This window comes from Galbibacter marinus (assembly GCF_000300875.1).
In the GTDB taxonomy this organism is placed as follows: domain Bacteria; phylum Bacteroidota; class Bacteroidia; order Flavobacteriales; family Flavobacteriaceae; genus Galbibacter; species Galbibacter marinus.
The window spans coordinates 1-24,399 of sequence record NZ_AMSG01000020.1; the positions used below are offsets into that span (position 1 = coordinate 1).

Genomic DNA, 24,399 nt, shown 5'->3' on the forward strand with positions numbered 1-24,399 from the left:
GATATGATTTGTGTTTTAACTTCATTCTATTGTTAAATAGTCTAAACTTTTGTAGAAGTACAAATTATTTTACAGAAGTGCAAATATTTTGTGAAACATTCCGTATCTATTTAAAATTCACTTTTCAATCCATAGCCGATAATTCAGATTTTAAAATAGAAGTTTTCGAAAGTGATATTAACCACATCCATTTTCTCATTCGTTACATTCCAAGGTTATCCGTTTCTCAAATTGTTCATAGGTTAAAACAAGAATCTACACGGCAGTTATGGTTGTTACATCATACCACATTAGGTCAATAGTATTGGTATCAGCGTTTACTTTGGTCAAACGGTTTCTTCGTTAGTACAATAGGTGAAGCATCAACAGAAACAATACGTCAATACATTTTAAGCCAAGGTTAATTACTACCTTTGTCACTTACATCCCACCGAGCCTATAGGCATCAGTGGGTTTTACGCGCCGATTTATAAAATACACATCTATATAATCTGTATTTAAGCGTTTTAAACTAGCATGAATTGCTCTAGTAATATGATATCGTGAGGAGCCTCTTTGATTGACCTGTTCTCCCATTTTAAAAGAACCTTTGGTTGAAATGATGGTTTTGTCACGACGACCTTTTATTGCTGCTCCTAATACATTTTCTGAAGCGCCACCTGAATACACATCCGCGGTATCAAAGAAATTAACGCCCCTTTCTAAACAAATATCAATTAAACGAGAAGCCTGTTTTACATCAGTTTGACCCCAACGTTGAAAGAATTCATTCGTGCCACCAAAGGTGGCAGTGCCTAAACTTAAAACAGGTACCTGTAGCCCTGAGTTTCCTAACCTTCTGTACTGCATAACTCTACTTTTTTTAAAATTTCTTATAGGTACAAATTTGCGAAGGAAAATAGTATTATTAAAATAATATAAATTATACATTTGTATAACAAAACTTATAGATATGCAATGGAATTTAGAATGGATTAGGACATTTAAATCTATATACGAAACAGGAACACTCTCAGGGGCAGCCAAAGTATTATTTATTTCTCAGCCCGGGGTGAGTCTTCACTTAAACTCTCTTGAGGCCTATGTAGGCTATAAATTATTTGATCGTTCGCCACGCAGGATGATTCCAACGGAAAAAGGTAAAATTCTGTACAATTGCATAGCCCAGCCCTTAGAGAAACTAGAAACAGTGGAGCAGCACTTTCATAAGCGTTCCCAACAACAGAGAGTTACCATAAGCGTAGGGATGTGTTTTGAAACTTTCCAATACACCTTAGAGGAGCACATTGCTGAACTGCCATTTAATCTTATTTTAAAATTTGGCTTGTACCCGCAAATGCAATCGGATTTAGACAATGGTCTATTGGATATGATTGTCACCCCACAAAAGGGTAACCAAAAGAATTTGTTATATGAGCCTTTTTCCAAAGAGCGAATTATACTGGTAGCAGGAAGTAAAACGGATACATTAGAATTAACCTCTTTAATTGAAAAAGGCGATAATTCCAAGATACAGAACCTACTAAAACAGCAGCTTTGGTATGGCACGGCTGGGGATATGGAGCATTTGAAAGATTTTTGGTTGAGAAACTTCAATAAGCATCCCGATTTTAGCCCTAATTATATCGTTCCCAATATCAGTTCTATCATTCGCTGCCTTAGTTACAACAAAGGTTTGGCAGTAGTTCCTGATTTTCTTTGCCGTCAGGCGCTATCCACTGGGGCTATCAATCTAATTTGGAAAGGCAGCGAGCCTTGGGAAAACACCTTATACTTTGGCACTCGAAAAAAAACCATCTATCAAAAGGAATTACAACAACTTCAAAACCTTTTTAAACAAAAGTGGGAACCTGAAATCCTCCCTTAAACAGCTATTGTCTGATTAATGGCATAGTGGAGCATCGCAACAGCCCTTCTTGCTTAGCAATTTCTGCATACGGGATTTCCTCAACAGTAATACCGTTTGACCGAAGCCACTGATTCAATCGGGTAAAGTTTTTCTCAGAAACTACTACATCAGGAGCAATAGAAAAGATATTGCTATTCATGTGATACATCTCATCCTTATCGATATGAAACAAATTCTCCTTCCCAAATATATTCACTAAATAAGAATAGTCCTTAAGGTCTCTAAAACCTTCTTTGTGAATGATTGCCTTGTCTTTGCCAACGGGCTGAAAACAACAATCTAAATGCAAGGCATTGTCTTTAGCAATGGTATTTGATTTTTGAAGATCAAATTCTTTAACAATTTTACCTGGAAACATTTCCTTTATATAATTCACGCCCTGCATATTGGTTCTAGCTGTGATATAATCTGGATAATCAGCACCTTTATAAGTTCCAATAAAAATATGTTCACCCCACAACATAATGTCACCTCCCTCGATATGAACTTCCCCAGGTGGGCGTATTACTTTAGAAGGATCCATTTGATCGATGATGTACTGTATCGCATCTAATTCCTTTTCTCGATCGGGAAGTATATTGGATTTAAAAAAATAATCATCAATTACAAAGGCAATATCTCTGGAGAATATTTGGTTACAATCCTTTAGAATCTCTGGACGATGTACCTTGACATTGTATTTTTCAAATACAGCATTAAAGGCCTCCATTTCTTTAATCATATCTGACTCCTTTGGATACGTACCAGCCTTAATGTGTTCGATAGATTTTGGATCATAGGCATCCTCAAGAGCTGGTACAGGACCATTATCTTTAGCAATCCCCAGAATTACCTCTTTTAGGTGGGAAGTCTCATCTGTTACATGGAGTTTTAGCATACCGATTGTTTTAATACATATTTATTCACTGCAGAAGGGAAAGTGAAAAACTTCTCCCCGTTAGTGGTGCCGCAAATTAACCTAATTTTAAAACATAAAAAAGGGCATACTAACGAATTAATACACCCTTACTTATAATAACTGGTTCTATTAACGTTTGTCTAAGCTGACGAACTCTCTCTGGTTTTCGCCAACATAGATTTGTCTTGGTCTTCCAATAGGCTCTTGTTTGAGTCTCATTTCTCTCCACTGGGCAATCCAACCTGGAAGTCTACCCAGTGCAAACATTACAGTGAACATTTCTGTAGGGATCCCTAGAGCTCTATAAATGATTCCTGAATAGAAATCTACATTTGGATAGAGTTTTCTCTTAACAAAATAATCATCCTCCAAAGCTTGTTTCTCAAGGCTCTTGGCAATGGTTAGAACTGGATCGTTAACACCCAAATCCGCAAGCACATCATCAGCTGATTTTTTGATAATTTTTGCTCTTGGATCAAAATTCTTATATACGCGGTGTCCAAAGCCCATCAAACGGAAAGGATCTTCCTTGTCTTTGGCTTTTTCCATGTATTTAGCTGTATCACCACCATCTTGTTTGATGCTTTCTAGCATCTCGATAACCGCTTGGTTAGCTCCTCCGTGAAGTGGCCCCCATAGGGCCGAAACTCCTGCGGATAATGAAGCAAACAATCCGGCGTGAGAAGATCCAACAATTCTAACTGTAGAAGTCGAACAGTTTTGCTCGTGATCAGCATGTAGTATTAATAATTTATCTAAGGCATCTACTACCTTTGGATTTATTTTATACTTTTCGTTTGGCTTTTTAAACATCAAACAAAGGATGTTCTCCACATAGCCCAGTTCACTATCTCCGTAATCATAAGGTTTTGAATTCCTTCTTCGAAGAGTCCACGCAGCTAGTACAGGGAATTTACCCATTATTTTCACCACTGCATTGTACATATCTTCTTCCGAATTGATATCCACAACAGAAGGATTAAAAGCAGTCAATGCACTAGTTAAAGAGGATAATACGCCCATTGGGTGTGCTGTCCTAGGAAAGCTGTCAACGATCTTCTTTATATCTTCATCAACCTCTAAGTGCTCCTTGATATCATTGTGAAATTTATTCAGTTGCTCTTTGGTTGGTAATTCTCCAAAGATTAACAAATAGGCTACTTCTAGAAAATCGGCCTTTTCTGCTAAATCCTCTATTTTGTAACCACGGTATCTCAAAATACCTTTTTCTCCGTCAAGATAGGTAATGGCACTTTCACAGGATCCGGTATTTTTATATCCAGGATCTAAAGTAATGATCCCTGTCGAGGCTCTCAATGCTTTGATATCTATTGCCAACTCATTTTCTGTTCCCTCTATAACTGGAAATTCAATTTTTTTACCCTTATATTCTAAAGTAGCCTTATCTGACATAATATGTATTTGATTTACAATTTAACGCGTGTTGCGAAAATACGAAATTTACGGCTAATTTTTGATTGGAAAGAAGGCTTTTTAGTCCGATTTCAAGTTAAAATATCCCTAAATTAACAGTGCATTATTATTACTGTAACTATTTTGACAATACCTCAATTTTACCGCTTATTTTCTGCAAGATTAATATTTTTCAAATCCATAGTAATAAAGACCTATAGCCAGTTTAAAACCCAAAGTATCGAATACTAAAAAACCTCACTTATGGTGAGGTTTTTTCATAATCCTATATGGATGATTCGGTGAAATTATTTCACTTTAAAAGCTTTCCCTTGAGGATAGTATGCTGTTTCTCCTAATTGTTCTTCAATGCGAAGCAATTGGTTGTATTTAGCCATACGATCACTACGAGAAGCTGAACCAGTCTTAATTTGCCCAGTATTTAGTGCTACAGCTAGATCTGCGATAGTGGTATCCTCAGTCTCTCCAGAGCGGTGAGACATCACAGAGGTGTAACCAGCATTTTTAGCCATATTTACAGCTGCGATGGTTTCAGTTAAGGTTCCGATTTGATTTACCTTGATAAGAATAGAATTTGCGATTCCATTCTCGATTCCTTTTGACAAACGCTCAACATTGGTAACAAATAAATCATCTCCTACCAGCTGCACCTTATCACCTACTTTTTCTGTAAGGACTTTCCATCCTTCCCAGTCATTCTCATCCATTCCGTCTTCTATAGAGATAATTGGATACTTAGCACAAAGATCGGCCAAATACTGCGCTTGCTCTTCTGAGGTTCGTACAGCTCCATTTTCTCCTTCGAATTTCGTGTAATCATATTTACCGTTCTCATAGAATTCTGCTGCAGCACAATCCATAGCGATCATAATTTCATCACCAAGTTTGTATCCCGCTTTTTCAACAGCTTTAGAGATAGTATCAAGTGCATCTTCAGTACCATCTAATGTCGGTGCAAATCCTCCTTCATCTCCAACTGCAGTACTCAGACCTCTGTCGTGTAGTACTTTTTTAAGGTTGTGGAAGATCTCTGTACCCATTTGCATGGCATGTGAGAAGTTTTTTGCTTTAACAGGCATCACCATAAATTCTTGGAAAGCGATAGGTGCGTCAGAATGCGAACCTCCGTTGATGATATTCATCATTGGTACAGGCAACGTATTAGCACTAACTCCTCCAACATAACGGTATAATGGCATCTCTAATTCCTTAGCCGCAGCTTGAGCTACTGCCAAAGAAACACCTAATATAGCATTGGCTCCTAATCTTGATTTGTTAGGGGTTCCATCGAGCTCAATCATTTTCTGATCGATATAATTTTGCTCAAATACCAAAAGACCTTCGATAGCATCAGAGATATATGTATTAACGTTTTCTACGGCTTCAGTAACTCCTTTCCCCATATACGCACTACCACCGTCTCTGAGCTCAACAGCCTCGTGCTCTCCAGTTGATGCTCCTGATGGAACAGCAGCACGTCCTACAATCCCGTTTTGGGTTATTACATCTACTTCTACGGTTGGATTTCCTCTAGAATCCAAAATTTGTCGCGCATGTACGCCTACAATAATACTCATACTGTTTCTAGTTTATGTTGTTTAATATTCTCTATAAATTGATCGAATAAATAGGTGGCGTCATTTGGCCCTGGACCTGCTTCTGGGTGATATTGTACAGAAAAACAGTTTTTATCCTTTAAGCGAATCCCCATCACTTCGTGATCATTGAGATGTGAATGGGTAATTTCAACTGCTGAATTGGCCTGTGCAGCTTCTCTATTTATGGAAAATCCGTGATTTTGTGAGGTGATTTCCCCTTTACCAGTTAAGTGATTCATCACTGGGTGGTTGATACCTCTGTGACCGTTATGCATTTTATAGGTAGGGATACCTTGTGATAGAGCGATTAATTGGTGACCTAAACATATTCCAAATAACGGAAGATTCTCAGCAAGGATTTCTTTAATCATCTCTATTGCCTTGGTTAAAGGCTCTGGATCTCCAGGTCCATTAGACAGGAAATATCCATCTGGATTAAAAGCTTTGAGATCTGCCAAGGTGGCATTGTACGGGAATACTTTAATGTAGCAATCTCTCTTGGCTAAATTGCGCAAAATATTCTTTTTGATACCAAAATCAACAGCGGCCACTTTAAAGCTTGCATTAGGGTCCCCAACAAAGTATGGTTCTTTGGTAGAAACTTCAGAGGCAAGTTCTCGGCCTTCCATCGCTGGGAAAGCATTGAGTTTCTCTTTAAGTGCTTCTAATTGATCTATTTCAGTGGTAATAACAGCATTCATCACTCCGTTGTCTCTGATGTAGCGCACCAAAGCTCTTGTGTCTACATCTGAAATTGCCATCACATTGTTCTGGTCTAAATAGTTTTCTAATGAATCTGATTTTCCGGCTCTGGAAGGAACGTAGCTAAAATTCTTACATACCAGACCAGCAATTTTTACGCTATCGGATTCCTCTTCGTCCTCTTTGACTCCGTAATTTCCAATATGAGCATTTGTAGTAACCATGATTTGTCCAAAGTAAGAAGGATCTGTAAAGATCTCTTGGTAACCAGTAGTACCGGTATTAAAACAAACTTCCCCAAAGGAACTTCCTTCTTTTCCTGCCACGGCTTTACCGTAAAACACGGTTCCGTCGGCCAACAAAATCATAGCTTTTTTTCTTGTTTGATACTTCATGAGCTTACTTACAAAAGTTTTACAAAATAACACAAAAAAAAGGATAAACTAAAGCGTTTATCCTTTTTGATATGTTATGATAACATTAATCACTATTCTTGTGAAGTTTCAGGTTTTTCTTCTGCACTATCAGCTTTCTTCTCAGGGGCAACTTCCGCCTGAGGAGTTTCAACTGCAGTCTCTTCTACCTTCTTACTTCTACCTCTACGAGTAGACTTCTTCTTAGCAGGTTTACCAGCATTGTAGAGTTCATTGAAATCTACAAGTTCGATCATTGCCATATCAGCGTTATCCCCTAAACGGTTTCCTAACTTAATGATACGGGTATATCCACCTGGTCTGTCACCCACTTTAGGAGCAACCTCTCTGAACAACTCCGTTACAGCGTATTTATCTCTAATTTTACTAAAAACAATACGTCTGTTGTGTGTAGTGTCTTCTTTGGATTTTGTCACTAAAGGTTCGATGAACTGCTTTAGAGCTTTTGCTTTGGCAAGGGTAGTGTTAATACGCTTGTGCTCGATTAAAGAACACGCCATATTAGCCAACATAGCTCTTCTATGTGCAGTTTTTCTACCTAAGTGATTAAATTTCTTTCCGTGTCTCATGACATTAAAATTTAAACCTTCATCTTGCTCAAACCCATTCTAGGGAGCAAAATATGAAGATTGAGTTGTTACTAATCTTTATCTAATTTGTATTTGGCTAGGTCCATTCCAAAACTAAGTCCCTTATTTCCAACAAGCTCCTCAAGTTCTGTAAGTGACTTTTTACCAAAGTTTCTGAACTTCATCAAGTCGTTCTTATTATAAGATACTAAGTCTCCCAAAGTATCTACTTCAGCTGCTTTCAAACAGTTCAGTGCTCGTACCGAAAGATCCATATCAACAAGCTTAGTTTTTAACAACTGACGCATGTGAAGTGATTCTTCATCATAAGTTTCTGTCTGTGCAATCTCATCAGCTTCAAGTGTAATGCGCTCGTCAGAGAACAACATGAAGTGATGGATTAATATTTTGGCAGCTTCTGTCAAGGCATCTTTTGGATGTATAGATCCGTCAGAGATGATTTCGAAAACTAATTTTTCGTAATCAGTCTTTTGTTCTACACGGTAGTTCTCGATGCTGAATTTTACATTCTTAATAGGAGTGTAGATTGCGTCTGTAAAGATCGTTCCAAGAGGCGCATTTGCTTTCTTGTTTTCCTCTGCAGGCACATACCCTCTTCCCTTTTCTATGGTGATTTCCATATTGATTGCCACCTTCGCATCCAAGTTACAGATAACAAGATCCGGGTTTAAAACCTGGAATCCTGTAACAAATTTTTGGAAATCCCCAGCCGTGATTTGCTCTTTACCTGAGATAGACATAGAAACGGTTTCGTTATCTATATCGTCAATCTGTTTTTTAAAGCGAACTTGCTTTAAGTTTAAGATGATCTCAGTTACATCCTCAACAACTCCATCGATGGTAGAGAACTCGTGTTCTACATCATCCATACGAACAGAGGTTATTGCGTAACCTTCTAATGAAGATAAAAGAACTCTTCGTAATGCGTTACCAACGGTTAATCCAAATCCGGGTTCCAAAGGTCTGAATTCAAACTTACCTTCGAAATCGGTTGAATCGATCATTATAACTTTATCGGGCTTCTGAAAATTTAGTATTGCCATAGTACGACTGCTGTCTAATTATTATTTAGAGTATAACTCGACGATTAATTGCTCTTTGATGTTTTCAGGAATCTGGATACGTTCTGGAATCGCTACAAAGCTTCCTTCCATTTTCTCACTATTCCATGTTAACCATTCGTAAACAGTACTGTTGTTAGAAAGCGATCTTTCGATTGTTTCTAACGATTTTGATTTTTCTCTTACTCCAACTACATCACCAGGTTTCAATTGATAAGACGGTATGTTTACGATTTCACCGTTTACGGTAATGTGCCTGTGAGAAACCAATTGTCTTGCCCCACGTCTAGATGGAGAAATACCCATTCTATAAACGACGTTGTCCAAACGAGACTCACAAAGTTGTAATAGTACAACACCAGTTACACCTTTGTTAGCATTGGCTTTTTCAAATAGGTTTCTAAATTGTTTTTCTAGAATACCGTAGGAGTATTTCGCTTTTTGCTTCTCCATTAACTGGATTGCATACTCAGATTTTTTACCTCTTCTACGGTTGTTTCCGTGCTGCCCTGGAGGGTAATTTCTTTTTTCGAAAGATTTGTCATCTCCGAAAATTGCTTCTCCAAACTTACGGGCAATTTTTGTTTTTGGACCTGTATATCTTGCCATGTCTTTAGTTATTTTGAAGGTGATTATGAATTAAGGCTATCCTTCGATAATCGTAAAAACCTTCAGTTAACATTAATCTAATTAAACTCTTCTTCTTTTAGGTGGACGACATCCGTTGTGTGGCAGTGGAGTAACGTCGATAATCTCAGTTACTTCAATTCCAGCATTGTGGATGGAACGGATTGCTGATTCTCTACCAGAACCAGGTCCTTTTACGTACACTTTTACTTTTCTAAGACCCGCCTCATGAGCTACTTTTGAAGCATCTTCTGCTGCAACTTGAGCTGCGTAAGGGGTGTTCTTCTTAGAACCTCTGAATCCCATTTTACCTGCTGAAGACCAAGCAACAACATCTCCTTTTTTATTGGTCAAGGAGATGATAACGTTGTTGAACGATGCAGCTATGTGAGCTTCTCCTACAGATTCTACTACAACCTTGCGTTTCTTAGCAGTTTTTGTATTTGACTTTGCCATAATTAAGCTACGAATTATTTAGTTGCCTTTTTCTTGTTAGCAACAGTTTTTCTTTTACCTTTTCTTGTTCTAGAGTTATTCTTAGTGCGTTGTCCTCTAAGTGGAAGACCTGCTCTGTGACGAATACCTCTTTGACAACCGATATCCATTAAACGCTTAATGTTTAACTGGACCTCTGTACGAAGTTCTCCTTCGATCTTAAAGAATGATACAGCCTCTCTGATTCGAGCGATCTCATCATCTGACCAATCGTTAACTTTTGTATCTTCGCTAACTTGAGCCTTTTCTAAGATCTCTTTAGCTCTGCTTTTTCCTACTCCAAAGATGTAAGTTAATCCAATAACCCCTCTTTTGTTCTTTGGTAAGTCTACTCCTGCGATTCTAGCCATAACTACCCTTGTCTTTGTTTAAATCTAGGATTCTTTTTATTAATTACATACAATCTCCCTTTTCTACGCACAATTTTGCACTCGGGACTCCTTTTCTTAACGGATGCTCTTACTTTCATCTCTTAATATCTATAAGTAATTCTTGCTTTTGTAAGGTCGTAAGGACTCATTTCAAGTTTAACCTTATCTCCAGGTAACAATTTAATGTAATGCATACGCATTTTTCCAGAGATATGAGCCGTTACTATGTGACCATTTTCTAATTCTACTCGAAACATTGCATTTGACAATGCTTCTATGATGCTTCCATCTTGTTCTATTGCTGGTTGCTTTGCCATAATTAAGCTACAACTTTTCTATTTTTACCTGTTTTCATTAAACCGTCATAATGGCGATTTAGCAAATATGAATTCACCTGTTGCATTGTATCGATAGCAACCCCTACCATAATTAGTAGTGAGGTTCCACCGTAGAACAGTGCCCATCCTTGTTGAACTCCCATTAATGACAGAATTATGGCAGGTAATACTGCTATAAGTGCCAAAAACAATGAACCAGGGAAGGTGATCAAAGACATTATCTTATCTAAATAATCGGCGGTCTCCTTACCAGGACGAATCCCTGGAATAAATCCACCACTTCTTTTTAGATCATCAGCCATCTTATTAGTAGGTACTGTAATTGCGGTGTAAAAGTACGTAAATATTATAATTAATACTGCAAAAACAATATTGTACCACAAACCAAAGATATTACTAAACTCAGTTTGCAACCATTGCCCTGCTCCAGTGTCCTGTAAAGGTCCTATTCTCCCTAAATATGCAGGCGCAAACATAATGGCCTGTGCAAAGATAATAGGCATTACACCAGAGGCATTCAACTTAAGTGGTATGTACTGTCTAGAACCAAATACATTCTTTTCGTATCCTCCTGAAGCAGTACGACGTGCGTACTGAACAGGGATTTGACGTACCGCCATAACAAGCATAATACACGCAAGTATGATGACAAACCAAATAATGATTTCGATTAGAATTAGCATTAGTCCACCATTTGACCCGGAAGTTCTGGAAACAAATTCTTGAACAAACGCCTGTGGCATCGTTGCAATAATACCTACCATGATTAGAAGCGAGATCCCGTTACCAATTCCTTTATCGGTAATTTTTTCTCCCAACCACATGGCAAAAATGGTTCCTGTTACTAAAATAAGTACGGCAGGAATCATAAAGTCCAGTCCTTTACCTACAATAAATGCACTGTCTGGAACTCCTAGAGACCCTAGAGAATACAAATAGGCTGGCGCTTGAACCAAACAGATCCCAATGGTTAACCAACGGGTAATTTGGTTAATGGTCTTTCTACCACTCTCACCTTCTTTTTGTAACTTCTGAAGGTAAGGAATAGCAAGTCCCATTAACTGCACCACAATAGAAGCGGAAATATAGGGCATAATACCTAAGGCAAAGAAGGAAGCATTCGCAAATGCTCCACCTGTAAATGCATTAAGTATTCCCAATAGACCACCTCCATCGGTTCTGGAGGATAATTCTGCCAATTGTTGTGTATCAATACCTGGTAAAACAACCTGAGCTCCAAAACGGTAAACTAATAAAAGCCCTAGAGTTACTATGATTCTAGATCTTAGTTCCTCGATTTTCCAGATATTGCGTAATGTCTCTATAAAATTCTTCATGGTTACGTGTTGGTTATAAACTTACTGCTTCACCTCCGGCTGCTTCAATAGCTGCTTTTGCACTGGCGGTAAATTTATGTACTGATATTTTTAATTTAGCTTTTAGTTCTCCTCCACCTAGTATTTTAACTAAGTCAGTTGATTTTACAACATTGTTGCTTACTAAAACATCTAAATCAACAGTGTCTTTTACAACACCTTTATCAACCAATTCTTGTAACTTATTTAAATTGATACCTACGTATTCTTTACGATTGAAGTTGTTAAATCCAAATTTAGGAACACGTCTTTGAAGTGGCATCTGACCTCCTTCAAAACCAATCTTCTTAGAGTAACCAGAACGTGACTTAGCTCCTTTATGTCCACGGGTGGCTGTACCACCTTTACCGGAGCCTTGACCACGACCGACTCTTTTTCCGTCTTTATGTACTGAACCTTTAGCGGGTTGTAAGTTACTTAAATTCATCACTATTTTGTTATTAAGCTTCTTCTACAGAAACTAAGTGTTCTACTTTTTTTACCATACCAAGGATGTTTGGTGTTGCATCATGCTCCACAACTTGACCAATACCCTTTAGGCCTAGCGCTTCTAACGTTCTCTTCTGTGATTCAGGACGTTTTATTTTGCTTCTTACTTGTGTAACTTTAATTTTTCCCATGATACCCTTGATTTATCCTTTAAAAACTTTCTCTAGAGAAATTCCTCTTTGCGCAGCAACAGTTTTAGCATCTCTTAGACGCAATAAAGCGTCAAAAGTAGCTTTAACTACATTGTGCGGGTTAGATGAACCCTGAGACTTAGAAAGTACGTCTTGTACCCCAACTGACTCCAATACCGCACGAACAGCACCACCGGCTATAACCCCGGTACCGTGTGAGGCAGGCTGGATGTAAACGCGAGCACCACCGTATTTTCCTTTTTGTTCATGAGGTAATGTACCTTTGTTAAGAGGGATACGAACTAAGTTTTTCTTAGCGTCTTCTACCGCTTTAGAAATAGCATCAGCTACCTCTTTAGACTTCCCTAATCCTTGACCAACTACACCGTTCTCATCTCCTACAACTACAATTGCAGAGAAACCGAAGGCTCTACCTCCTTTAGTAACTTTAGTAACTCTTTGTACACCTACCAGACGATCTTTAAGCTCAAGTCCTCCAGGCTTTACTAATTCTACGTTTTTATAATCTTGATACATATTTTCTTAGAATTTAAGTCCTGCTTCTCTAGCACCCTCTGCTAATGATTTAACTCTACCGTGATACAAATAACCACCTCTGTCAAAAGAAACAGTTTCAAATCCGGCGCTCTTAGCTCTCTCCCCAATAGCTTTACCAACTAGGGTAGCTATTTCTGATTTAGTACCTTTCTCAGAACTAATTTCTTTGTCTCTTGATGATGCTGCAACCAAAGTTTTTCCAGTTACATCATCTACCAATTGAGCGTAAATTTCTTTATTACTTCTAAAAACAGCTAATCTAGGTCTAGCTTCTGTTCCAGAAACCACCTTGCGGATTCTGTTTTTTATTCTTTGTCTTCTTTCAGTCTTTGATAATGCCATAATGCTAGTTATTAAGCTGATTTACCTGCTTTTCTTCTTAGTTCTTCTCCTACAAACTTAATTCCTTTACCTTTGTAAGGCTCAGGTTTACGGAAAGATCTGATTTTCGCAGCAACCTGACCAACTAATTGTTTGTCGGTAGAGGTCAACTTTACAATCGGGTTTTTACCTTTTTCCGAAACCGTCTCTACTTTAATTTCAGGAGCTAAATCCATAACAATGTTGTGAGAGAAACCAACAGCCAAATCTAATTTTTGACCTTGGTGGCTAGCTCTATACCCAACACCAACTAATTCTAGTTCTTTCGTAAAGCCTTCAGACACGCCAATGACCATATTGTTGATCAAAGATCTGTAAAGACCATGTTTGGATTTATCTTTTTTATCTTCTGTTGGACGCTCTAAAACAACCGTTCCATCTTCCACTTTTACAGCGATATTAGAAATAGTTTGTTTAAGTTCTCCTAGTTTACCTTTTACGGTAACTTCGTCGTCTTTAATATCTATAGTAACTCCTTCTGGAATCGCTATGGGACTATTACCTACTCTTGACATTTCTTCTTGTCTTTATATATTAGTAAACGTAACACAATACTTCTCCACCAACACTTTCTTGTTGAGCTTGCTTAGAGGTCATTACTCCGTGAGAAGTTGACACAACAGCAATACCAAGTCCGTTAAGAACTCGTGGTAGTTCGTCTTTTCCGACATACTTACGCAATCCCGGTGTACTAACACGCTTTAGGTTTTTAATAACAGGCTCTTTTGTGAACTTGTCATATTTTAAAGCGATCTTGATTGTACCTTGCACTTTGTCGTCCTCAAATTTATAACTTAAAATATATCCTTGTTCGAATAATATTTTAGTAATGTCTTTTTTAAGGTTAGAAGCAGGTATTTCTACCACTCTGTGACCAGCGCTGTTCGCGTTTCTAATTCTTGTTAAATAATCTGCTATAGGATCTGTATACATCTATATTTATTTGCGGTCATAGTTTTCGGATAATTCCGAACTTACAACCAGTTAAAAATTTTTAATTACCAGCTAGCTTTCTTTACACCTGGGATCAATCCCTGATTTGCCATTTCTCTGAATGTTACTCGAGAAAGACCGAAAGTTCGCATGTACCCTTTAGGTCTACCAGTTAGTTTACAACGGTTGTGTAAACGTACTGGAGATGAGTTAGCAGGAAGTTTCTGTAGTGCTTCGTAATCTCCAGCTTCTTTTAAAGCTTTCCTTTTCTCAGCATACTTTGCTACCATTCTTTCTCTTTTCCTTTCACGGGCTTTCATTGATTCTTTAGCCATGTCTTAATTCTTTTTAAAAGGTAATCCTAATTCGCTTAATAATGATTTTGCTTCCTTATCGGTTGGAGCTGAAGTTACGATGGTAATATCCATACCTGAAACTTTATGCACCCTATCGATATTGATTTCAGGGAAAATAATTTGCTCGGTTACCCCAAGGTTATAGTTTCCTCTTCCGTCAAAACCATTGGCTTTGATACCATTAAAATCTCTTACACGTGGTAAGGCAGAAGTAATCAATCTATCCAAAAATTCGAACATACGCTCACCTCTTAAGGTTACTTTTGCCCCAATTGGCATCCCTTTACGAAGTTTGAAAGACGCAACGTCTTTTTTAGATATAGTAGAAACAGCTTTTTGTCCAGATATTTTTGTCAACTCGTCTACTGCGTATTCGATCAACTTTTTATCTGCAACAGCTGCACCAACTCCACGGCTAATAACAATTTTCTCTAATTTAGGAACCTGCATAACATTTGCATACCCAAATTCTTCTGTAAGAGCAGAAATTACTCTTTCCTTATACTCTTGTTTTAATCTTGGAACGTAAGCCATAATTAAATTACTTCATTAGATTTCTTAGAAAATCTCACTTTCTTACCATCTCTTACTTCAAAACCAACTCTTGTTGGCTCTCCAGATTTTGGATCAAGTAATGATAGGTTAGAAATATGGATAAAAGCTTCTTTTTCAACGATTCCTCCTTGAGGGTTGTTAGCGCTAGGCTTTTGGTGTTTTTTCACCATATTAACTCCCTCGACAATCGCTTTATTTTTCTCACGATCTACCTTAAGGACCTTCCCTTGAGCACCTTTGTTCTCTCCGGCGTTAACCTTAACAGTATCTCCTGATTTGATCTTTAGTTTTATCATTTTCAGATGAATTAAAGCACCTCAGGTGCTAATGATACAATTTTCATAAATTGCTTATCGCGCAATTCTCTAGCCACAGGACCGAAAACACGTGTACCACGCATTTCACCTGTTGGGTTCAAGAGCACACAAGCATTATCATCAAAGCGAATGTAAGAACCATCAGGTCTTCTCACTTCTTTTTTGGTACGAACTACAACTGCTGTAGATACCTGTCCCTTCTTAACGTTAGAGTTTGGAGTGGCATCTTTAATGGTAACGACAATTTTGTCACCAACAGAAGCGTATCTTCTTTTAGTACCTCCTAGAACACGGATAGTTAAAACTTCTTTAGCTCCCGTGTTATCTGCTACTTTTAATCTTGATTCCTGCTGTACCATAATTATTTCGCTCTTTCAATAATTTCAACTAATCTCCAACATTTGGTTTTACTCATAGGTCTTGTTTCCATGATCTTTACAGTATCACCGATGTTGCAATCGTCTTTTTCGTCGTGCGCAACGTATTTCTTGGTTTTTAACACGAACTTACCGTACATAGGGTGTTTTACACGTTTAACTTCAGAAACCACTATTGATTTCTGCATTTTGTTACTTGTAACAACTCCTATTCTCTCTTTTCTTAAATTTCTATTTTCCATCTTTAGCAGAATCGAATTATTGTAATTCTCTTTTAGTAAGCTCAGTTGCTAATCTTGCCACAGTTCTTCTTGTACTTCTCAATTCAAGTGGATTTTCCAATGGCGAAACAGCATGAGCCAATTTTAGATCTGCATATTGCTTTTTAACAACACCAAGCTTTTCTTGTAGCTCAGCTGTAGATAATTCTCTAATTTCTGATTGTTTCATAATCTCTTTTGATTAAGCTGAATAATCTCTAGCTACAATAAACTTCGTTTTAACAGGTAACTTTTGAGCTGCTAAACGCAATGCTTCTTTAGCAACATCCATAGGCACTCCGCCTATTTCAAACATAATTCTACCTGGTTTGACTACCGCTGCCCAATATTCTGGAGCACCTTTACCTTTACCCATACGAACCTCAAGAGGCTTTTTGGTAATAGGCTTATCTGGGAAAATTTTGATCCACAATTGCCCTTCTCTTTTCATATAACGAGTTGCGGCAACACGAGCTGCTTCAATTTGACGCGCTGTGATGAATGAAGAATCTATTGATTTTATCCCAAACATACCGTTTGAAAGTTCGTGTCCTCTTTGAGAAACACCTTTCATACGGCCTTTCTGCTGCTTGCGGTATTTTGTTCTTTTCGGCTGTAACATTTTTCTTTTACTTTAAAAAATTACTTTCTACGACGAGATTTTCTTGCTCCTGAATTTCCTCCTTGTTTGCCAGATTGTTTTTTGGACATTCCTACAAGTGGAGAAAGCTCTCTCTTACCATAAACCTCACCTTTCATGATCCACACTTTAACTCCCAATCTACCATAGGTAGTATGAGCTTCATGTAAAGCGTAATCAATGTCAGCTCTAAATGTCGACAAAGGAATACGTCCATCTTTATAGTGCTCTGAACGTGCCATTTCAGCACCGTTCAAACGACCAGAAATCATTACTTTAATACCTTCAGCATTCATACGCATCGCTGCAGCAATAGCCATTTTGATTGCACGTCTGTATGAAATACGATTTTCAATTTGACGAGCAATGCTAGCAGCAACTAAATTTGCATCAAGCTCAGGTCTTTTGATTTCAAAAATGTTGATTTGAACTTCCTTGTCAGTAATTTTCTTAAGCTCTTCTTTTAACTTGTCTACCTCCTGACCTCCTTTCCCGATGATAATACCAGGACGGGCGGTGGTGATAGTAACGGTTACAAGCTTTAAAGTACGCTCAATAATTACTCTAGACACACTAGCTTTAGACAAACGAGCATGGATATACTTTCTGATTTTATCATCTTCAGCAAGTTTATCTCCATAGTCATTACCTCCGTACCAGTTGGACTCCCAACCTCTGATGATACCTAGGCGATTACCGATTGGATTTGTTTTCTGTCCCATACTATCTATCTATTAACTTTGTGTGTTATTTTTAGCTCCGATTACCACCGTTACGTGGTTGGAACGTTTTCTAATTCTGTGTGCGCGACCTTGTGGTGCTGGGCGAAGTCTTTTTAACATACTTCCACTATCCACCTTGATCTCCTGAACAAATAATTCTGCTGCCTCAAGATCAGCATCTTCATTTTTGGATTGCCAGTTTGCAATTGCAGAAACTACCAATTTCTCCAAACGACGCGATGCCTCCTTTTGACTAAACTTCAAAATAGCAAGTGCCTTTTCAACATCCTTACCACGAACTAAATCAGCAACTAGCCTCATTTTTCTTGGAGAGGTTGGGCAGTTATTCAACTTTGCAAATGCTAAGCTTTTCTTAGCCTCTTTTATTTGCTCTGCTCTTAATCTTTTACGAACTCCCATGGCTACTTATTATTTTTTACCTTTATTTTTCGCACCAGCGTGACCTCTAAAAGATCTTGTTGGTGAAAATTCTCCTAATTTATGACCTACCATATTCTCTGTAACGTATACAGGAACAAATTGGCGACCATTATGCACAGCTATTGTTTGACCAACAAAGTCAGGGGTAATCATAGATGCCCTAGACCAAGTCTTAATAACTGACTTCTTACCTGATTCAACATTTTGTTGAACTTTTTTCTCTAAACTATAGTGAACGTAAGGTCCTTTTTTCAGTGAACGTGCCATCTCTTAATACTTTATTTCTTTCTACGTTCTACAATATACTTATTACTCGCTTTGGCTTTAGCTCTGGTTCTGTAACCTTTAGCTGGAACACCATTTCTAGATCTTGGGTGACCTCCAGATGCTCTACCTTCACCACCACCCATTGGGTGATCGACTGGGTTCATCACTACAGGTCTAGTTCTAGGTCTTCTTCCTAACCAACGAGTTCTACCCGCTTTACCAGAAACTAACAATTGGTGATCCGAGTTGGATACTGCTCCAATTGTTGCAAAACAATCTGCTAAAACATATCTGGTTTCACCAGAAGGAAGTTTAATTGTCGCATACTTACCTTCTCTAGCCATAAGCTGAGCGAAAGCACCAGCAGAACGAGCCATAACAGCTCCCTGTCCTGGACGTAGTTCAATACATGAAATAACTGTACCTAAAGGAACCTGACTTAAAGGCATTGCATTACCAATCTCTGGAGTAGCTTCAGCTCCAGATCGAACTTTTTGTCCAACTTGAAGACCGTTTGGAGCTATGATATAGCTCTTCTCTCCATCTGTGTAAACTATCAATGCGATAAATGCTGTTCTGTTTGGATCGTATTGGATAGATTCAACTGTAGCCTCAACTCCTGTTTTAGCTCTCTTAAAGTCGATAATACGATACTTTCTTTTATGACCACCACCTAAATAGCGCATGGTCATTTTTCCTTGACTGTTTCTACCTCCTGTCTTTTTTATCGGAGCAAGCAAGCTTTTCTCCGGCTTATCAGTAGTAATCGCGTCAAATCCGCTTACTACTCTAAATCGCTGACCAGGAGTTATCGGTTTTAATTTTCTAACTGACATCTCTCGTCTTTAGTTATATATTACTATAAAAATCAATAATATCCCCTTCGGCTACGCTAACAATTGCTTTTTTAACAGCGTTAGTTTTACCGTTCTGGATACCCGTTTTTGTGTAACGAACGCTTCTTTTTGGTCCGTAATTCATTGTTCGAACTTGTTCAACAGAAACACCATAAGTAGCCTCTACAGCATCCTTAATTTGGATTTTGTTTGCTCTAGGATCAACAATGAAACCATAACGATTATTCAACTCGCTATCAGCGGTCGCTTTTTCGGTAATAATTGGTTTAATTAACACACTCATTGGTTTCTTATTTACTTAAATTCGACTCAATTCCTTCTATAGACCCTTCAAAAAGAACAATACTATTTGCGTTAACAATTTTGTAAGTATTTAATTCTGAAGTAGTTACGACCTCAGAAGTCTTTAAATTGCGTGACGACAAATATACGTTATTATTTGAATCTCCCAACACGAACAGGGATTTTTTACTCTCTAACCCTAAAGCTTTCAAAACATTAGTGAATTCTTTTGTTTTTGGAGTTTCAAAATTGAAGTCCTCAACAACAATGATTGACTTGTCTTGTGCTTTCAAACTAAGGGCAGATTTTCTAGCTAAACGCTTAACGTTTTTGTTAAGCTTTTGCGTGTAATCTTTAGGTCTTGGTCCAAAAATTCTACCACCACCTTTGAAGATTGGAGATTTGATACTCCCCGCTCTAGCTGTTCCTGTTCCTTTTTGTTTTTTAATCTTACGTGTACTACCAGCGATCTCAGCTCTTTCTTTAGACTTATGAGTCCCTTGACGCTGATTCGCCAAAAATTGTTTCACGTCTAAGTATACAGCGTGATTGCTTGGCTCTACACCGAAAACTGATTTAGAAAGCTTAACCTTTCTTCCAGTTTCTTTTCCGTTAATATCTAAAACTGCTACTTCCATTACTTTCTAACGATTACATAAGCGTTTTTGTGACCAGGTACACATCCTTTAACTACTAAAAGATTTTTTTCTGGAACTACTTTCAACACTTGCAAGTTATCAACTGTTACTTTCTCTGATCCCATTTGTCCAGCCATGCGAATTCCTTTGAATACACGAGCAGGATAGGATGCTGCACCAATAGATCCTGGCGCTCTTAAACGGTTGTGCTGACCGTGAGTAGATTGACCAACTCCGGCAAAACCATGACGTTTAACAACTCCTTGGAATCCTTTACCTTTTGATGTACCAGTAACATCAACATATTCACCTTCTACAAATTCCTCAACAGTAATAGTGTCTCCTAATTTGTAATCACCTTCAAATTGGAATTCAACAACTTTCTTCTTAGGAGAAACGCCTGCTTTTTTTGCATGACCTACTTCGGCCTTGTTAGCACGTTTTTCTGCCTTGTCATCGAAACCAAGCTGAAGAGCCTCATACCCGTCAACTTCTAGAGTTCTGACTTGGGTAACTACGCATGGTCCAGCTTCGATTACTGTACATGGGATGTTTTTCCCGTTTTCATCGAAAATGCTGGTCATACCAATTTTTCTTCCTATTAACCCAGACATTTAATTTACGTTTAAGGATCTCCGGTTTTAAATAACCTTCGACCACATTGTTAATACTTAATTAATTATTCAATTATTAAAAAAACTTCAGGGCTGAAAAAATACTTCCAACCCTGAAATGTATTTTTATCCGTTTTTCCTTCGCGTAACGCTTAGGACATGTCTTTACTCAAAATCTTTGAGTGAAACCACACTGGTCTGTAAAGTTCAAAAGAACTTCTTAGTCCCTTATAAAGATTATACTTTAATCTCCACCTCTACACCACTTGGCAATTCAAGTTTCATCAAAGCATCAATAGTTTTTGATGAAGAACTGTAAATGTCAAGTAATCTCTTATAAGAACTCAATTGAAATTGCTCTCTTGATTTCTTATTTACGTGTGGAGAACGCAATACAGTAAAAATCTTTTTATGTGTTGGCAAAGGTATTGGACCTGTTACTACAGCTCCGGTACTTTTTACCGTTTTTACGATTTTCTCAGCAGATTTATCTACTAAATTGTAATCGTATGATTTTAGTTTTATTCTAATTTTTTGACTCATTTTCTTAAAAGTTTAAGCTTCAACTCCTTTTGCTTCCTTAATAACAGCTTCTGCAATATTAGATGGTGTTTCAGCGTAATGTGAGAACTCCATAGTTGAAGTCGCACGACCTGAAGAAAGGGTACGTAACGAAGTTACATAACCGAACATTTCAGAAAGTGGCACAATAGCTTTGATCACCTTAGAACCTGCTCTGTCGCTCATGTCATTAACTTGACCACGACGACGGTTAAGGTCACCTACGATATCTCCCATGTAATCCTCAGGAGTTAATACTTCTAATTTCATAATTGGCTCCATGATCACAGATTTTGCAGCTTTAGCAGCAGATCTGAATCCTAGTTTTGCAGCCAATTCGAATGATAATTGATCGGAATCCACATCGTGATAAGAACCATCAAGTAAAGTAACTTTCATAGCGTCTACTTCGTAACCTGCTAAAGGTCCGTTTTTCATCGCTTCTTTAAATCCTTTCTCTACAGAAGGGATAAATTCTTTTGGTACGTTACCTCCTTTGATCTCAGATACGAACTCAAGACCTAATTTACCTTCTTCCGCAGGTTCAAGAGCGAATACGATATCAGCAAATTTACCACGTCCACCAGATTGTTTTTTGTAAACTTCTCTGTGTTCTGCTCTTTGGGTAATAGCCTCTTTGTATTCAACTTGTGGCTGTCCTTGGTTTACTTCTACCTTAAACTCACGTCTAAGACGATCGATAATAACGTCTAAGTGAAGCTCACCCATACCAGAGATGATTGTTTGACCTGAAGCCTCATCTGTTCTTGCAGTAAATGTTGGATCTTCTTCAGATAGTTTAGCAAGTGCCATACCCATCTTATCAACATCAGCCTTTGTTTTAGGCTCAACTGCAATACCGATTACTGGGTCAGGGAAATCCATGCTTTCCAATACGATTGGTGACTTTTCATCAGATAAGGTATCACCAGTTTTGATGTCCTTAAATCCAACTGCAGCTCCAATATCTCCAGCCTCAATAAAGTCAATAGAATTTTGCTTGTTTGAGTGCATTTGGTAGATACGTGAAATACGCTCCTTTTTACCAGATCTGTTGTTTAACACATAAGATCCAGCATCTAATCTACCTGAATATGCACGGAAGAATGCTAAACGACCAACGAAAGGATCGGTAGCAATTTTGAAAGCCAATGCAGCAAATGGCGCATCAACACTTGGCTTACGTACGATTTCTTCTCCAGTGTCAGGGTGTGTACCTACGATACCTTCCTTATCTACTGGTGAAGGTAAATAACGACAAACTGCGTCTAATAAGAATTGAACTCCTTTGTTTTTAAAGGAAGAACCACATACCATTGGGATGATAGCTCTATCCATAACAGCAGCTCTTAGAGCAGCGTGTACTTCTTCTTCTGTAATAGAGTCTTCGTCTTCGAAAAACTTCTCCATAAGGGCTTCATCATACTCAGCAACTTGCTCGATAAGCATTGCTCTGTATTCTTTCACCTCATCTACCATATCAGCAGGGATATCCACTACGTCAAAAGTAGAACCGAAGTTATCTTCATGCCATACTACAGCTCTGTTTTTTACTAAGTCAACGATACCTTTAAAATCAGCTTCGTCACCGATTGGCAAAACAATTGGAACTCCATTAGAACCCAACATTTCTTTCACCTGGTTAACCACGCTTAAGAAGTTAGATCCCTGACGGTCCATTTTGTTAACAAACCCAATTCGAGGCACATCGTATTGGTCTGCCAATCTCCAGTTAGTTTCAGATTGAGGCTCAACACCGTCAACTGCACTAAACAAGAAAACTAACCCATCCAATACACGTAATGAACGACTCACCTCAACGGTGAAATCCACGTGACCGGGAGTATCGATAATGTTAAAGTTATAACTGTGTGTATCCGGAGTTGGCTCCGCATTCTCCATAGGGAAATTCCAAGTACAAGTCGTTGCTGCTGAAGTAATAGTAATTCCACGCTCTTGCTCTTGCTCCATCCAGTCCATCGTTGCTGAACCGTCGTGAGTTTCTCCAATTTTATGAGATACCCCTGTGTAGAACAAGATACGCTCTGTGGTTGTTGTCTTACCAGCATCAATGTGCGCTGCAATTCCTATGTTTCTTGTATATTTTAAATCTCTTTGTGCCATCTTACGTATTAAAATCTAAAGTGTGAGAATGCTTTATTTGCTTCAGCCATCTTATGAGTATCAACTCTCTTCTTAACTGCTGCACCTTCTTCTTTAGAAGCCGCTAACACCTCAGAAGCTAATTTAAGAGCCATTGATTTGTCATTTCTCTTACGAGAATAACTAATCAACCACTTCATAGCCATTGATACTTTTCTATCTGGTCTGATCTGCATAGGAATCTGGAATGTGGCACCACCCACACGACGACTTCTCACCTCAACATGTGGCATTACGTTTGACAACGCATCTTTCCAAACTTCCAAAGCAGTTTTTTCTTCATCTTGTTTTTTCTCCTCCACAATATCCATTGCGTCGTAGAAAATCTTGAATGCTACAGACTTTTTACCATCCCACATCATCATGTTAACAAAACGTGTAACTAGCTGATCGTTAAATCTCGGATCTGGTAAAAGAGGTCTCTTTTTGGCCTGTCTTTTTCTCATTTCTTCTTTTTAAAAGTTTTAATTACTTTTTAGGGCGTTTTGCACCGTATTTTGATCTACGTTGCGTTCTTCCTTGAACTCCAGCAGTATCCAATGCACCGCGAACGATGTGATATCTAACTCCTGGCAAATCCTTTACCCTTCCGCCTCTAACTAATACTATCGAGTGCTCCTGTAAATTGTGTCCTTCTCCAGGAATGTAAGCATTCACTTCTTTACCATTGGTAAGACGAACCCTTGCAACTTTACGCATTGCAGAGTTAGGCTTCTTAGGTGTAGTAGTATAAACACGCGTACAAACCCCTCTTCTTTGAGGACACGAATCCAAAGCAACCGATTTACTCTTCTTAGTAAGTGTGGTTCTTCCTTTTCGTACTAATTGTGAAATTGTTGGCATAATCTACTTAACAATAATTATGTTTTTTTATTAATCAAATCCCTATAAATCAATGGTTTCCAGTTATCGACTAGACACACTTTTGATTTAAAAGGGTGGCAAAGGTAAATATATTTATTTATAAATCAAACGCATAATTGATTAATTTTCAATAAAATCTCTTCGGTATCAATGAAGTACG

General features: G+C 38.1%; 38 protein-coding genes and 1 pseudogene. 2 read left to right on the forward strand and 37 right to left on the reverse strand.

From position 1 onward, the window contains the following. The first annotated feature begins 77 nt into the window (after positions 1–77). Positions 78–404: pseudogene (gene tnpA, locus I215_RS15940) on the forward strand (IS200/IS605 family transposase). A 16-nt stretch (positions 405–420) separates the two neighbouring features. Here the strand turns inward: tnpA and I215_RS12025 are convergent. Then, positions 421–849 carry an aldo/keto reductase gene (locus I215_RS12025; protein ID WP_008992245.1) on the reverse strand — a complete coding sequence of 143 codons (429 nt, stop codon included), beginning with the start codon at positions 847–849 and terminating at the stop codon, positions 421–423. A gap of 103 nt (positions 850–952) precedes the next feature. On the opposite strand from I215_RS12025, the gene I215_RS12030 reads away from it, so the two are divergent. Then, positions 953–1,867, forward strand: a complete 915-nt coding sequence (locus I215_RS12030) for a LysR family transcriptional regulator (protein ID WP_008992246.1) — start codon at positions 953–955, stop codon at positions 1,865–1,867. A gap of 4 nt (positions 1,868–1,871) precedes the next feature. On the opposite strand, the gene I215_RS12035 is transcribed toward I215_RS12030, so the two are convergent. From I215_RS12035 to rpsL, 36 genes are all read right to left on the reverse strand, one after another. Next, positions 1,872–2,786, reverse strand: coding sequence for a dimethylarginine dimethylaminohydrolase family protein (locus I215_RS12035; RefSeq protein WP_008992247.1), 915 nt, complete (start codon positions 2,784–2,786; stop codon positions 1,872–1,874). A gap of 150 nt (positions 2,787–2,936) precedes the next feature. Beyond that, positions 2,937–4,220 (reverse strand): citrate synthase, encoded by a 1,284-nt coding sequence (locus I215_RS12040; RefSeq protein WP_008992248.1) that lies wholly within the window; start codon positions 4,218–4,220, stop codon positions 2,937–2,939. Positions 4,221–4,528: 308 nt separating this feature from the next. After that, positions 4,529–5,818 (reverse strand): phosphopyruvate hydratase, encoded by a 1,290-nt coding sequence (eno, locus tag I215_RS12045; RefSeq protein WP_008992249.1) that lies wholly within the window; start codon positions 5,816–5,818, stop codon positions 4,529–4,531. After that, positions 5,815–6,936: a glutamine-hydrolyzing carbamoyl-phosphate synthase small subunit gene (carA, locus tag I215_RS12050; protein ID WP_008992250.1), complete on the reverse strand. Its 1,122-nt coding sequence runs from the start codon at positions 6,934–6,936 to the stop codon at positions 5,815–5,817. The genes eno and carA overlap by 4 nt, the downstream gene beginning before the upstream one ends. 92 nt (positions 6,937–7,028) lie before the next feature. After that, positions 7,029–7,544, reverse strand: coding sequence for a 50S ribosomal protein L17 (gene rplQ / locus I215_RS12055; RefSeq protein WP_008992251.1), 516 nt, complete (start codon positions 7,542–7,544; stop codon positions 7,029–7,031). A gap of 71 nt (positions 7,545–7,615) precedes the next feature. Further along, the gene (locus I215_RS12060) at positions 7,616–8,608 is read right to left on the reverse strand and encodes a DNA-directed RNA polymerase subunit alpha (protein WP_008992252.1); all 993 of its coding nucleotides are present in this window, start codon (positions 8,606–8,608) and stop codon (positions 7,616–7,618) included. 21 nt (positions 8,609–8,629) lie between these two features. After that, positions 8,630–9,235, reverse strand: a complete 606-nt coding sequence (rpsD, locus tag I215_RS12065) for a 30S ribosomal protein S4 (protein ID WP_008992253.1) — start codon at positions 9,233–9,235, stop codon at positions 8,630–8,632. A gap of 81 nt (positions 9,236–9,316) precedes the next feature. Further along, positions 9,317–9,709, reverse strand: a complete 393-nt coding sequence (gene rpsK, locus I215_RS12070) for a 30S ribosomal protein S11 (RefSeq protein WP_008992254.1) — start codon at positions 9,707–9,709, stop codon at positions 9,317–9,319. Between the two features lie 14 nt (positions 9,710–9,723). Continuing rightward, complete coding sequence (rpsM, locus tag I215_RS12075) at positions 9,724–10,098, reverse strand: 30S ribosomal protein S13 (protein WP_008992255.1); 375 nt, start codon at positions 10,096–10,098, stop codon at positions 9,724–9,726. Positions 10,099–10,100: 2 nt separating this feature from the next. After that, positions 10,101–10,217, reverse strand: coding sequence for a type B 50S ribosomal protein L36 (gene ykgO / locus I215_RS15950; RefSeq protein ID WP_008992256.1), 117 nt, complete (start codon positions 10,215–10,217; stop codon positions 10,101–10,103). A gap of 3 nt (positions 10,218–10,220) precedes the next feature. Next, on the reverse strand, positions 10,221–10,436 hold the full coding sequence (gene infA / locus I215_RS12080) for a translation initiation factor IF-1 (protein WP_008992257.1): 216 nt from the start codon (positions 10,434–10,436) through the stop codon (positions 10,221–10,223). A 2-nt stretch (positions 10,437–10,438) separates the two neighbouring features. After that, complete coding sequence (secY, locus tag I215_RS12085; RefSeq protein ID WP_008992258.1) at positions 10,439–11,794, reverse strand: preprotein translocase subunit SecY; 1,356 nt, start codon at positions 11,792–11,794, stop codon at positions 10,439–10,441. Positions 11,795–11,807: 13 nt separating this feature from the next. Continuing rightward, the gene (gene rplO / locus I215_RS12090) at positions 11,808–12,260 is read right to left on the reverse strand and encodes a 50S ribosomal protein L15 (RefSeq protein WP_008992259.1); all 453 of its coding nucleotides are present in this window, start codon (positions 12,258–12,260) and stop codon (positions 11,808–11,810) included. A 13-nt stretch (positions 12,261–12,273) separates the two neighbouring features. Further along, positions 12,274–12,453, reverse strand: a complete 180-nt coding sequence (rpmD, locus tag I215_RS12095) for a 50S ribosomal protein L30 (RefSeq protein ID WP_008992260.1) — start codon at positions 12,451–12,453, stop codon at positions 12,274–12,276. Positions 12,454–12,465: 12 nt separating this feature from the next. After that, positions 12,466–12,990: a 30S ribosomal protein S5 gene (gene rpsE / locus I215_RS12100; RefSeq protein ID WP_008992261.1), complete on the reverse strand. Its 525-nt coding sequence runs from the start codon at positions 12,988–12,990 to the stop codon at positions 12,466–12,468. 6 nt (positions 12,991–12,996) lie between these two features. Next, a complete protein-coding gene (gene rplR / locus I215_RS12105) occupies positions 12,997–13,353 on the reverse strand; it encodes a 50S ribosomal protein L18 (protein WP_008992262.1) in 357 nt (118 codons plus the stop codon). 11 nt (positions 13,354–13,364) lie between these two features. Further along, on the reverse strand, positions 13,365–13,907 hold the full coding sequence (gene rplF / locus I215_RS12110; protein ID WP_008992263.1) for a 50S ribosomal protein L6: 543 nt from the start codon (positions 13,905–13,907) through the stop codon (positions 13,365–13,367). Positions 13,908–13,926: 19 nt separating this feature from the next. Beyond that, positions 13,927–14,325: a 30S ribosomal protein S8 gene (gene rpsH, locus I215_RS12115; RefSeq protein ID WP_008992264.1), complete on the reverse strand. Its 399-nt coding sequence runs from the start codon at positions 14,323–14,325 to the stop codon at positions 13,927–13,929. Positions 14,326–14,390: 65 nt separating this feature from the next. Further along, on the reverse strand, positions 14,391–14,660 hold the full coding sequence (rpsN, locus tag I215_RS12120) for a 30S ribosomal protein S14 (RefSeq protein ID WP_008992265.1): 270 nt from the start codon (positions 14,658–14,660) through the stop codon (positions 14,391–14,393). A gap of 3 nt (positions 14,661–14,663) precedes the next feature. Beyond that, positions 14,664–15,215, reverse strand: a complete 552-nt coding sequence (gene rplE / locus I215_RS12125; RefSeq protein WP_008992266.1) for a 50S ribosomal protein L5 — start codon at positions 15,213–15,215, stop codon at positions 14,664–14,666. A 2-nt stretch (positions 15,216–15,217) separates the two neighbouring features. Beyond that, positions 15,218–15,532 (reverse strand): 50S ribosomal protein L24, encoded by a 315-nt coding sequence (gene rplX, locus I215_RS12130; RefSeq protein WP_008992267.1) that lies wholly within the window; start codon positions 15,530–15,532, stop codon positions 15,218–15,220. An 11-nt stretch (positions 15,533–15,543) separates the two neighbouring features. Then, positions 15,544–15,912 carry a 50S ribosomal protein L14 gene (gene rplN, locus I215_RS12135; RefSeq protein ID WP_008992268.1) on the reverse strand — a complete coding sequence of 123 codons (369 nt, stop codon included), beginning with the start codon at positions 15,910–15,912 and terminating at the stop codon, positions 15,544–15,546. 2 nt (positions 15,913–15,914) lie between these two features. Further along, complete coding sequence (gene rpsQ / locus I215_RS12140) at positions 15,915–16,172, reverse strand: 30S ribosomal protein S17 (RefSeq protein WP_008992269.1); 258 nt, start codon at positions 16,170–16,172, stop codon at positions 15,915–15,917. A gap of 16 nt (positions 16,173–16,188) precedes the next feature. After that, positions 16,189–16,380, reverse strand: a complete 192-nt coding sequence (gene rpmC / locus I215_RS12145; protein ID WP_008992270.1) for a 50S ribosomal protein L29 — start codon at positions 16,378–16,380, stop codon at positions 16,189–16,191. A 12-nt stretch (positions 16,381–16,392) separates the two neighbouring features. Beyond that, the gene (gene rplP / locus I215_RS12150; RefSeq protein WP_008992271.1) at positions 16,393–16,812 is read right to left on the reverse strand and encodes a 50S ribosomal protein L16; all 420 of its coding nucleotides are present in this window, start codon (positions 16,810–16,812) and stop codon (positions 16,393–16,395) included. A gap of 20 nt (positions 16,813–16,832) precedes the next feature. Further along, on the reverse strand, positions 16,833–17,552 hold the full coding sequence (gene rpsC, locus I215_RS12155; protein WP_008992272.1) for a 30S ribosomal protein S3: 720 nt from the start codon (positions 17,550–17,552) through the stop codon (positions 16,833–16,835). A 12-nt stretch (positions 17,553–17,564) separates the two neighbouring features. Then, positions 17,565–17,972, reverse strand: coding sequence for a 50S ribosomal protein L22 (rplV, locus tag I215_RS12160; protein WP_008992273.1), 408 nt, complete (start codon positions 17,970–17,972; stop codon positions 17,565–17,567). A gap of 9 nt (positions 17,973–17,981) precedes the next feature. Continuing rightward, the gene (gene rpsS / locus I215_RS12165; protein ID WP_008992274.1) at positions 17,982–18,260 is read right to left on the reverse strand and encodes a 30S ribosomal protein S19; all 279 of its coding nucleotides are present in this window, start codon (positions 18,258–18,260) and stop codon (positions 17,982–17,984) included. 11 nt (positions 18,261–18,271) lie between these two features. Beyond that, entirely contained in the window at positions 18,272–19,096 is an 825-nt protein-coding gene (gene rplB / locus I215_RS12170; RefSeq protein ID WP_008992275.1) for a 50S ribosomal protein L2, read from the reverse strand. A 13-nt stretch (positions 19,097–19,109) separates the two neighbouring features. Then, complete coding sequence (gene rplW, locus I215_RS12175; protein ID WP_008992276.1) at positions 19,110–19,400, reverse strand: 50S ribosomal protein L23; 291 nt, start codon at positions 19,398–19,400, stop codon at positions 19,110–19,112. A gap of 7 nt (positions 19,401–19,407) precedes the next feature. After that, a complete protein-coding gene (gene rplD / locus I215_RS12180; RefSeq protein ID WP_008992277.1) occupies positions 19,408–20,037 on the reverse strand; it encodes a 50S ribosomal protein L4 in 630 nt (209 codons plus the stop codon). Then, the gene (gene rplC / locus I215_RS12185) at positions 20,037–20,651 is read right to left on the reverse strand and encodes a 50S ribosomal protein L3 (RefSeq protein ID WP_008992278.1); all 615 of its coding nucleotides are present in this window, start codon (positions 20,649–20,651) and stop codon (positions 20,037–20,039) included. The genes rplD and rplC overlap by 1 nt, the downstream gene beginning before the upstream one ends. A gap of 237 nt (positions 20,652–20,888) precedes the next feature. Then, the gene (rpsJ, locus tag I215_RS12190) at positions 20,889–21,194 is read right to left on the reverse strand and encodes a 30S ribosomal protein S10 (RefSeq protein WP_008992279.1); all 306 of its coding nucleotides are present in this window, start codon (positions 21,192–21,194) and stop codon (positions 20,889–20,891) included. Positions 21,195–21,206: 12 nt separating this feature from the next. Further along, positions 21,207–23,336, reverse strand: a complete 2,130-nt coding sequence (gene fusA, locus I215_RS12195; RefSeq protein ID WP_008992280.1) for an elongation factor G — start codon at positions 23,334–23,336, stop codon at positions 21,207–21,209. Between the two features lie 8 nt (positions 23,337–23,344). Beyond that, entirely contained in the window at positions 23,345–23,821 is a 477-nt protein-coding gene (gene rpsG / locus I215_RS12200) for a 30S ribosomal protein S7 (RefSeq protein ID WP_008992281.1), read from the reverse strand. Between the two features lie 22 nt (positions 23,822–23,843). Further along, complete coding sequence (rpsL, locus tag I215_RS12205) at positions 23,844–24,218, reverse strand: 30S ribosomal protein S12 (RefSeq protein WP_008992282.1); 375 nt, start codon at positions 24,216–24,218, stop codon at positions 23,844–23,846. Positions 24,219–24,399: the final 181 nt, after the last annotated feature.